At 67.1% G+C, this 9,907-nt stretch carries 10 protein-coding genes; 4 read left to right on the top strand and 6 right to left on the bottom strand.

Features of this window, described 5'->3' with window-relative positions; all coding sequences use genetic code 11:
• Window positions 1-157: 157 nt before the first annotated feature.
• The 3 genes from RT551_RS20230 to sufT form a co-directional block, all read right to left on the bottom strand.
• Complete coding sequence (locus tag RT551_RS20230) at window positions 158-1,900, bottom strand: S8 family peptidase (protein WP_313461834.1); 1,743 nt, start codon at window positions 1,898-1,900, stop codon at window positions 158-160.
• A gap of 883 nt (window positions 1,901-2,783) precedes the next feature.
• Window positions 2,784-3,881 (bottom strand): branched-chain amino acid aminotransferase, encoded by a 1,098-nt coding sequence (locus RT551_RS20225; protein WP_313461832.1) that lies wholly within the window; start codon window positions 3,879-3,881, stop codon window positions 2,784-2,786.
• A gap of 35 nt (window positions 3,882-3,916) precedes the next feature.
• Window positions 3,917-4,468 (bottom strand): putative Fe-S cluster assembly protein SufT, encoded by a 552-nt coding sequence (sufT, locus tag RT551_RS20220; protein WP_125361306.1) that lies wholly within the window; start codon window positions 4,466-4,468, stop codon window positions 3,917-3,919.
• Window positions 4,469-4,585: 117 nt separating this feature from the next.
• Between sufT and RT551_RS20215 the strand changes: the two genes are divergently transcribed.
• Window positions 4,586-5,005 carry a hypothetical protein gene (locus tag RT551_RS20215; RefSeq protein WP_313461830.1) on the top strand — a complete coding sequence of 140 codons (420 nt, stop codon included), beginning with the start codon at window positions 4,586-4,588 and terminating at the stop codon, window positions 5,003-5,005.
• Window positions 5,006-5,084: 79 nt separating this feature from the next.
• Here RT551_RS20215 and RT551_RS20210 read toward each other — a convergent pair whose 3' ends face one another.
• Both RT551_RS20210 and RT551_RS20205 read right to left on the bottom strand, forming a co-directional pair.
• On the bottom strand, window positions 5,085-6,539 hold the full coding sequence (locus tag RT551_RS20210) for an NAD(P)(+) transhydrogenase (Re/Si-specific) subunit beta (RefSeq protein ID WP_313461828.1): 1,455 nt from the start codon (window positions 6,537-6,539) through the stop codon (window positions 5,085-5,087).
• Window positions 6,536-6,844 carry an NAD(P) transhydrogenase subunit alpha gene (locus RT551_RS20205; RefSeq protein WP_313461826.1) on the bottom strand — a complete coding sequence of 103 codons (309 nt, stop codon included), beginning with the start codon at window positions 6,842-6,844 and terminating at the stop codon, window positions 6,536-6,538. The genes RT551_RS20210 and RT551_RS20205 overlap by 4 nt, the downstream gene beginning before the upstream one ends.
• Window positions 6,845-7,002: 158 nt before the next feature.
• On the opposite strand from RT551_RS20205, the gene RT551_RS20200 reads away from it, so the two are divergent.
• The 3 genes from RT551_RS20200 to RT551_RS20190 are packed head-to-tail and all read left to right on the top strand — an operon-like array spanning window position 7,003 to window position 8,290.
• Window positions 7,003-7,536: an RNA polymerase sigma factor gene (locus RT551_RS20200; protein WP_313461824.1), complete on the top strand. Its 534-nt coding sequence runs from the start codon at window positions 7,003-7,005 to the stop codon at window positions 7,534-7,536.
• The gene (locus RT551_RS20195) at window positions 7,533-7,862 is read left to right on the top strand and encodes a hypothetical protein (RefSeq protein WP_313461822.1); all 330 of its coding nucleotides are present in this window, start codon (window positions 7,533-7,535) and stop codon (window positions 7,860-7,862) included. The genes RT551_RS20200 and RT551_RS20195 overlap by 4 nt, the downstream gene beginning before the upstream one ends.
• Window positions 7,863-7,888: 26 nt before the next feature.
• Window positions 7,889-8,290 (top strand): DUF3106 domain-containing protein, encoded by a 402-nt coding sequence (locus tag RT551_RS20190; protein ID WP_313461836.1) that lies wholly within the window; start codon window positions 7,889-7,891, stop codon window positions 8,288-8,290.
• Between the two features lie 117 nt (window positions 8,291-8,407).
• Here RT551_RS20190 and RT551_RS20185 read toward each other — a convergent pair whose 3' ends face one another.
• Window positions 8,408-9,490 (bottom strand): NAD(P) transhydrogenase subunit alpha, encoded by a 1,083-nt coding sequence (locus tag RT551_RS20185; protein WP_313461820.1) that lies wholly within the window; start codon window positions 9,488-9,490, stop codon window positions 8,408-8,410.
• Window positions 9,491-9,907: the final 417 nt, after the last annotated feature.

Raw genomic sequence — 9,907 nt, 5'->3', positions numbered from 1 at the left:
GCCGTTTGATCCCGAAATCGCCCTTGCATAGGCAGGGGCGAGACGGTATCTACGCCGGGTTGTGCGATGTAGGGACACGCCATGCGTGTCCACGGGATGCCGGAACAGAAACGCCCCGGCTTGCGCCAGGGCGTTGCCCATTGGAGAGGGGCTTGGCTCAGTACTGCGCGGTCAGGGTCACACCCGAGAAGGTGCTGTAGGCCTTCACCCGGACGTGCCAAGTGCCCGCCGCCGGCGCATTGATCGTGCAGGTTTCATTGTTGCCGCTCAGGTACGGACGGCAGTTGTAGACGGTGTCGGTCGGGGCGCTGCCCGAACGCACGTACAGGTCGGCATCACCACTGCCGCCGGCGATGGTCACCTTCAGCTGCGAACGCCCGCTCGGCACCGCCACGGTGTAGGCCAGTGACGTACCGCTGGTGCCGGACAGGCTGGTGACCGGCACGCCATTCTGCAGTTCGCCGGTACCCGGGTTCGGGTTGCCGCCGCCCTGTGCGGCAACGACCGCCGCGTCCGCATTGGCGATACCCGCACCGCAGCCGCCCGAGCAGGCACCCGGCAACGGCCGTGCGGTGCTCTTGAGGATGCTTTCCACCTGTGCCGGAGTCAGCGCGGTGGTCGCCGCTGCCTGCATCAGTGCGACCACGCCGGCCACATGCGGAGCCGCCATCGAAGTGCCGTTGTACGAGGCATACGACGCGCTGCCCGGCACGGTGGTGCCGGTGTTGAGGGTGGACAGGATGCTCGCACCCGGCGCGGAGATGTCGATGCCGGTGCCGTAGTTGGAGAAGCTGGCGCGCGCGCCGGCCGAGGTGGTAGCGGCCACCGCGATCACGTTCGGGCAGTTTGCCGGCACCGCCGAGGACACGTTGGTGTTGCTGTTGCCGGCCGCCACGACCACGGTGGTACCGCGCGAGACGGCACCGTTGATGGCGTTCTGGTAGGTGGTCGAGCAGCTGCCGCTGCCGCCGAGCGACATGTTGATCACTTCGGCCGGGTTGGCATTGGCGGGCACGCCGCTGACGGTGCCGCCCGAGGCCCACACGATGGCGTCAGCGATGTCGGAGGTGTAGCCGCCGCACTTGCCGAGCACGCGCACCGGCACGATCTTGGCGTTGTAGGCGGTGCCGGCAACGCCGACGGCGTTGTTGGTCACGGCCGCAATGGTGCCGGCCACGTGGGTACCGTGCCAGCTGGAGTTGGAGGCTGGATAGCCGGCGCCGCACTCGTTGGCGGCGTACCAGTCGCCTTCGTCATTGGCGTTGTTGTCGCGGCCACCGCCATCACGCGCCATCGCGGCGTCGCTGATGAAGTCGTAGCCGGGCAGGATGTTGGCGTTCAGATCCGGGTGGTTGGTGATGCCGGTGTCGATCACCGCCACGACCACGCCGGTGCCGGTGGACTTGTCCCAGGCCGGACGCACGTTGATCGACGAGGCACTGGTGCCGAAGCCCCACTGCTCGGACAGGCGCGGGTCGTTCGGGGTCAGGGTGTGCCGCATCAGCTGATCGACTTCGACGTATTCCACGTTCGGGTCAGCGGCCAGGCGGCGCATCAGCAGTTCGGATTCAGCGGCGTCGAGCGGACGATCCGCCTTGACCACGGTCGGGCCAATGGCCAGCGTGCGCAGCTTCTGCAGGCCCAGCGCGCGCCCTTGGGCGGCGGGCACGGCCGAGGCGGCGGCCTTGAGCGAGCTGGCGAGGGCCGTGGGATTGGCCACGTCGGTGGACCCGTCGCGGTACTTGACGATGAAACGCTGGTGGGTGGGCGCGGAGGCCAGACCACTCAGCTGCACGTCACCGGCGAAGGCCGGCGCGGCCAGCAGCAGGGTCGAGAGGACCGAACCACCCAGTACCACCAATGCGCGCTGACGCACACGTTGCTGCGAATCATGAGACATCGGATTTCCCTTTGAACTGAAATGCCGTCAATGCGGCGGAAGTCGGTGCAATCCGTTCGCTGTGAAGCGCTGGCGCGGATTGAACCGTTGCAAGCGGACCGGCTCCCCTGAAAAACCGACCGACCCCGGACGCTAGTGCGTTTTCCTGACTCCGAACAACGCTTCAGCGCGATTTCAGTATTGTGAAATTTCCGAATTGAGACATCCGGGGTCAAAGGTTTGTGAATGTGAAGGAACTTCCGTACCCGATTCGAGTCTTCGGTAGGGCAAATCGTGTCCTGCGTCACTGTCTTGTGCGTCAGTGGTGGGACATTGCTTGCGCGTCAAAGGGTTAGGGTTGTTTGGATCGATGTATTCGGAGTTGGTCGCGGAGAGCGGCGCTTCGGTTCATCCGTGCAGGGCGGGGCCAGGCCCCCCCGCTCCAGGACACGCCGTGAACCCATCCATGGGGGCTACTCCACGGCATCCATGCCGTGGAGTGTCCTTACGGGGGGTACCTGGCCCCGCCCCCGAGGGTTGGTCGCGAGGCGGTCGGTAGCGTCGGTCGACAGACGACGGCAGTGAAATGCCCCACGCCCGGTAGCGCATGAAAATCGAGCAGCGCTGCGTTTGATTTCCGATGGACACCGATTGCCTGTCGGGGCGGGTCGGGGTGGGCTGGAGGGGGCGTGAGCCGCATGGATGCGGCGATCGAGCTTACATGGACGTACTTGCAGCGTCCCCCGGAACGCCCATCCCGACCCGCCAACCCAGGGATGCCGTGAACACCGGCTGTTCGCACGAACCCGGCAGCAGCCACGCAGGGCGTGGCTCTACGGAATCCAAACAAAAAAGCCCGCCTGATTGCAGGCGGGCTTTTCGAGGAGTGCTGCCAGGGCGCGGCTTACGCGTCCAGGCGGACCAGCCAGTTGTGGCGGTCCGGCAGGCGGCCGTACTGGATGTCGGTCAGCTCCTTGCGCAGCGACATGGTCACTTCGCCGGCCGGGGCGTTGATGTCGCCCACCGAGAAGCCCTCGCCCTTCAGCTGGCCGATCGGGGTCACCACCGCCGCGGTACCGCAGGCGAACACTTCGGCGATCTCGCCCGACGCCACGCCGTCCTTCCACTCGTCGATGGTCACCTTGCGCTCCTCGACCTTCATGCCACGGTCGCGGGCCAGCTGCAGGATGCTCTCGCGGGTGATGCCTTCCAGGATGCTGCCCGACAGTGCCGGGGTCACCAGGGTGCCGTCCTTGTAGACCAGGAACACGTTCATGCCGCCCAGCTCTTCCAGGTACTTGCCTTCCACCGGGTCCAGGAACAGCACCTGCGAACAGCCCTGTGCCTGCGCCTTCTGCTGCGGCAGCAGCGACGCGGCATAGTTGCCGCCACACTTGGCCGCACCGGTGCCACCCTTGGCCGCACGTGCGTACTCGGTCGACAGCCAGATCGACACCGGAGCCACGCCCTTGGCGAAGTACGGGCCGGCCGGGCTGGCGATCACGTAGTAACCCGCCTTGTGTGCGCCGCGCACGCCCAGGAAGGCTTCGTCGCCGATCATGAACGGACGGAAGTACAGGCTCGACTCATCGGCCGACGGCACCCAGTCCGCGTCCACCGCGATCAGCTGCTTCAGCGATTCCACGAAGATTTCCACCGGCAGCTCCGGCAGCGCCAGGCGCTGCGCCGAACGCTGCAGGCGGCGGCCGTTGGCGTCCGGACGGAAGGTCCAGATCGAACCGTCGGCGTGACGGTAGGCCTTGATGCCTTCGAAGATTTCCTGGCCGTAGTGCAGCACCGCGGCCGCCGGGTCCAGTTGCAGCGGGCCGTAGGCGCGCACGTTGGCGTTGTGCCAGCCGGTGTCCTTGTCCCAGCGGACTTCCACCATGTGGTCGGTGAAATGCAGGCCGAAGCCCGGCTTCTCCAGGATCTGGGCGCGCTGCTCGGCGCTGCGCGGGTGGTCCGAACGGGTGACGGCGAAGCTGGGATTGGACTGGGACACCGGGAATTTCCTGTTCTGGGTTGCAGTTGCGGCGGTTACAGCATGCCGGTTTCGAGGCGGGCAGCCTCGGACATCATATGTTTGCCCCACGGCGGGTCGAACACCAGCTCGACATCCGCCTCGGCGATGGTCGGGATCATTTCCAGCTTGCTGCGCACGTCATCGACCAGGATGTCGCCCATGCCACAGCCGGGCGCGGTCAGGGTCATCTTGACGTCCACCTCGCGCTGGCCGTCGTCCAGGTGCTTGAGGTCCACTTCATAGACCAGGCCCAGGTCGACGATGTTGAACGGGATCTCCGGGTCGAAGCAGGTGCGCAGCTGTTGCCACACCAGCTTTTCCACCTCTTCGTCGGAAGCGTCGGCCGGCAGTTCCAGCGGGGCCGGAGCCTCCTTGCCGATCGCGTCACCGTCCTTGCCGGCGATGCGGAACAGATTGCCTTCGACAAACACGGTATAGCTGCCCCCGAGCGCCTGGGTGATGTACCCATAGCTGCCAGCTGGCAAGGTGACCGTTTCGCCCTGCGGGACCATCACGGCCTCGCAATCGCGTTCGAAGTGGACAGGTTCGCTGCTACGGGAATACATGCGTTCGATATGGGGCTGCGGACGGGGCCGCTCAAGGCGACCATTTTAGCCCAGTGGGTGCCCCCGCGCCGGTCACGGCGCAAGCCGGTATCCTGTAGCCATTCACAGGAAGATTGCATGTCGACCCCGTCCGTTTCTGCCCGCTCCGTGAACTGGCTCTGGCCCCTGATGTTGCTGATCGCACTGGTAGCTGCGGTGATGGTGTGGTGGTTCGTGGCCCTGGCCAGTGGCCGCCAGGCCGGCTGGATGGCCATTTTCGCCGCGGTGGAACTGGCCTTCATGCTTCGCCTGGGGGCGCTGCGGCGTCCGGCGCTGCGGGTGGGGCTGACCCTGGTCGGAACGCTGCTGGCGGCGGTCATTGCCAACTGGGCGATCGCTTCTTCCTATGTCGGAGCGTCGCTTGGGTTGGCCCCGTGGGATTCAGCGTTGCGGATGGGGCCACATATGGCCTGGACGCTGGCGCAGCTGGCCAACGGGGCGGCCGAGATGGTGTGGTTGGCCGTGGCACTGGTTGTGGGCTGGTTTGTCGCGCGGTAACAGCAGCCGGGCAAGCCCGGCTCTACGCGCGCCCCCATGTAGAGCCGGGCTTGCCCGGCTGCCCGTGATCTAAACCGCCTCAATGCCCTCCATCAAGGGCTTTCAGCTCACTCACCAGCGCACTCGCCGCCCCCGCCCCGTCGCCATACAGCATCCGCGCGTTGTCGGCGTAGAACAGCGCATTCTCGATCCCGGCAAAGCCGGTGCCCTTGCCACGCTTGATCACCACCACGTTGCGGGCGTTGACCACGTCCAGGATCGGCATGCCGTAGATCGGACTGGACGGGTCGGTGCGGGCGACCGGATTGACCACGTCGTTGGCCCCGATCACCAGCGCCACGTCGGTGGTCGGGAACTCGGGATTGATGTCATCCATGTCGGCGATCAGGTCATACGGCACGCCGGCCTCGGCCAGCAGCACGTTCATGTGCCCGGGCATGCGCCCGGCCACCGGGTGGATGGCGAACTTCACCTTCACCCCGCGCTCGATCAGCCGCTGCGCCAGTTCCCAGATCTTGTGCTGGGCCTGGGCCACGGCCAGGCCGTAGCCCGGCACGATCACCACGCGCTCGGCGAACGCCAGCATCGCGGCCACGTCGCTGGCTTCAATGGGCTTCTGCGCGCCGGTGATTTCCTGCCCGGCCCCGCCGCCGCCGAAGTTGGAGAACAGCACACCGCTGATCGGCCGGTTCATCGCCTTGGCCATCAACCGGGTCAGCAGGATGCCGGCCGCGCCCACCATCATGCCGGCGATGATCAGTGCCTCGTTGCCCAGCACGTAGCCTTCGAACGCCACTGCCAGGCCGGTGAAGGCGTTGTACAGCGAAATCACCACCGGCATGTCGGCCCCGCCGATCGGCAGGGTCATCAGCACGCCCAGGGCCAGCGCCACGACGAAGAAAGCGATGATCGCCACCGGGCTCAGGCTGACTGCCGCCCAGATGCCGAGCGCCACCATGGCCACGGCCACCGCCAGGTTGAACGCCTGCTGGCCCGGGAAGGTGACGCGCCGGTCCAGGCGCCCGTCCAGCTTGGCCCAGGCGATGATCGAGCCGGACAGCGACACCGCACCAATCGCCGAGCCGATCACCGCCAGCGCCAGCACCGTGGCCGACGGCTGGCGGGCCGCCAGGTCGGCGATGGCCTGCGCGCTCCAGTGGGTGGTATCGCGGTTGGCCAGGAACGAGAAGCGCAGCAGTTCCACCGCACCGATCGCCGCGGCCGAGCCGCCGCCCATGCCGTTGTAAAGCGCCACCATCTGCGGCATGTCGGTGATCGCCACCCGCTTGGCCGACCACCACGCCACACCGGTACCGATGGCCACCGCCGCCAGGATCAGCGGCACGTTGTGCAGTTCCGGCAGGAAGAAGGTCGCCACGGTGGCGATCAGCATGCCGGCCCCGGCCCAGCGGATGCCGCTGCGCGCGGTGAGCGGCGAGGCCATGCGCTGCAGGCCCAGCAGGAACAGCGTTGCGGCGACCAGGTAGCTGGTCTGCACGCCCCAATGCAGCAACTGCGCGGTGCTCAGGCTCACGGGGTCTTCTCCGTGTCAGTGCGCTTGGCACTGGGCTTGAACATGTCGAGCATGCGTTCGGTGACCACGTAGCCGCCGGCCGCGTTGCCGGCCCCCAGCACCACCGCGACGAAGCCGATGATCTCTTCCAGCGGCGTCTGCGCGTGCCCCAGCACCACCATCGCGCCGATCAGCACGATGCCGTGGATGAAGTTGGAACCGGACATCAACGGGGTATGCAGGATCACCGGCACCCGCGAAATGATCACATGGCCGGCGATGGCGGCCAGCATGAAGATGTACAACGCCACGAACCCGTCGCTCATTGCCGTGTCTCTCCCAGTCGTTTTGTTCCGCCCCCTCATCATAACCATGGGCTTAACGGATCGGCGCACCGGTCAACCAACGGCCCGCTGGCGCGTTGTCACGATGTCCCCCACGCGAGCGCTACCCTGTGCTGGTGAGTCCGTCCCTGCCGCCTGAGATGTCCGAGACCGACGCCGCCCTGCCGGTGTCGCTGGATGCGTTCCTGGCCGGGATCGGCCCGCGCGCGTTCCGCTTTGCCGAAGCCGGCCTGCGCCAGCGCGACGACGCCCTGGATGCGGTCCAGGACAGCATGTTGCGGATGCTGGCCTACCGCGAAAAGGCGGCTGCGGAGTGGTCGCCGCTGTTCTGGAGCATCCTGCGCCGCCGCGTGGTCGACCTGCAGCGCCGCCGCAGCTTCCGCCTGCGCTTCTGGCGCAGCAGCGACGAGGCGGCCGGCGACCACGACATCGACTGGGCCGACCACGGGCCCGGACCGGCCCAGGCCCATGAGCAGCGCGAGCAGTACGCGCAGCTGGTGCAGGCCCTGCGCGCGCTGCCGGCGCGACAGCGTGAAGCCTTCACCCTGCGCGTGCTGCAGCAGCTGGACGGAGCCACCACCGCCGCCGCCATGGGCTGCAGCGAAGGCGCGGTCAAAACCCATCTTTCGCGCGCCCGGCAGGCGCTGCAGGACCACTTGGAGATCGAACTGTGAGCCGTCCGCACCCGCCCCTCCCCGATGATGCCCGCCTGCAGCAGCTGCACGCGCAGTCGCTGCAGCAGTTGTCACCGGCCACCCTGGCCCGGTTGCGTGCCGCCCGGCATGCACCGGCCCGGCCGCGCCGCGCGCATGGCTGGTGGCTGGCCACTGCGTGTACTGCGGTGGTGGCGCTGGGCCTGGGCTACAGCTTTACCGCACATCCGCCCGGCGCGCCGCCGGCACCGGTCATGGCCAGTGCGGTAGATGACAGTGGCGGACTGCTGGATGAGAATCCGGACATGTACGTGTGGCTGGGTGCCACCGACCTGGCGATGGAGTGACCATGAAACTGCAGACAACCCTTGCCATGCTGCTGTTGGCCTTCAGCGCGACCAGCGCGGCGCAGAACGCCCCGCTGCCGGAGTGGGACAAGCTGACCCCGCAGCAGCGCGAAGCGCTGATCGCCCCGGTGCGCGACCGCTGGAACGACGCCCCGCCACCGCAGCGCGAGCGCATGCTGCAGCACGGCCAGCGCTGGCAGAGCATGACCCCGGAGCAGCGCGAGCTGGCCCGGCGTGGCCGCCACCGCTTCGAAAACATGACCCCGGCCCAGCGCGAGCAGGCACGGGTGCTGTTCGCACAGATGCGAAGCATGACCCCGGAGCAGCGCGAAGCCTTGCGCGAGCGCTGGGGGAAGATGACGCCGGAACAGCGCCAGGAGTGGTTGAAGGCCAATGCAGCGCCGGGTGACCCGGCCAAACGACCGTAACACTACAACCATGCCTATCCACACGTAGAGCCACGCCCTGCGTGGCTTCGACCAACCCGGCACCGCGCAGCCACGCAGGGCGTGGCTCTACGGATGTTCTGGCATCGCGTTGACGCCTTACCCCGCCACCCACCGCGTCTTGGCCAGCAACTCGTCTTCCCAATCAAACGCAATCGCACCGTCCTTCACAAACAGCGCAACGAAGTTGTAAAGATTGCGCGCATACATCTCGCTGGCATGCACCGCGCCCTGGCTGGCGAGATTCAGCGGCCCATCAACGACAACGCCCCCCACATCGACCGTTTCTCCCGGCACCGTCGCTTCGCAGTTGCCGCCGGTTTCCGCCGCCAGATCCACCACCACGCTGCCGGGCCGCATGCCCTCGACCATCGCCTGGGTGATGATTTTCGGGGCCGGCCGGCCGGGCACGGCGGCGGTACAGATTACCACATCCACCAGCCGCAGGTGCTCGCCGAGACGGCGCTGCTGCTCGGCACGCTCTTCCTCGGTCAACGCGCGCGCATAACCGCCCTCGCCCGCTGCACTGACGCCCAGATCAAGGAACTTGCCGCCGAGTGATTCGATCTGCTCGCGGGTCTCCGGCCGCACATCAAAGCCCTCCACCTGCGCCCCGAGCCGACGCGCCGTCGCCACTGCCTGCAGACCGGCCACACCGGCCCCGACCACCAGCACGCGCGAGGGCCGGATGGTGCCGGCTGCGGTGGTCAGCATCGGGAAGAAGCGCGGCGCGCGCTGTGCCGCAATCAACGTGGCCTTGTAACCGGCCATGCCCGCCTGCGAACTGAGTACATCCATGGATTGCGCACGGGTGGTGCGCGGCAGGCGTTCCAGCGGAAACACCTGCAGTCCACGTGACTGCATGGTGGCCGCGCGCAGGCTGTCGGCCTGCGGCTGCAGCATGCCGACCAGCGTGCTGCCCAGCTTGAGCTGGTTCAACCACGCCGTTTCCGGAGCCTGCACGCACAGCACGATGTCGGCCTGGCTGGCACGCGTGTCATCGGCCAGCTGTGCGCCCGCGTCCAGATAAGCCTGGTCGGTGAAGCCCGCACCGAGACCGGCACCCGCTTCAATCCACACCGTGGCCCCGAGCGCGGCCAGTTTGCGCGCCGTTTCCGGCGTCAGCGCCACCCGGCGTTCGCCCGGCGCACGTTCCTTCACCCCCAGCACCTCGACAGCCATGCGTGTCCTCGCGTTGTGGTTTATCGGTTGATCGTAGCTTGATGTGAAAAGCGGCGCTTTGATTCATCCGTGCTGGGGCGGGGGACGGGCACCCTCGCTCCGGGACACGCCGCAAGTACGTCCATGTAGGCTACTCCACGGCATCCATGCCGTGGAGTGTCCCTCCGGGGGCTACCCGTCGGCCTCCCCCGATGGAGGGTCGGAATGCGGATGGAACGGCAACGGCAACGGCAACGGCAACGGCAGAAGCTTCCGTTGTTTCGGGGTCATGCGTTACCGGGTGTTGGTTGTTTCAGGGCCGTCGTCTTGCGACCGACGCTACCGGACCTACGTGATTTTGATTTTCGATGGCCACCGACCGTCTGTCGATGGCGGGTCGGGGTGGGCTGGAGGGGGCGTGAGCCGCATGGATGCGGC

The sequence above is a fragment of the Stenotrophomonas sp. genome, assembly GCF_032103445.1.
GTDB lineage: Bacteria > Pseudomonadota > Gammaproteobacteria > Xanthomonadales > Xanthomonadaceae > Stenotrophomonas.
Note: the sequence above shows the minus strand (reverse complement) of the source record. Positions and strands in the feature narration are given on the sequence as shown.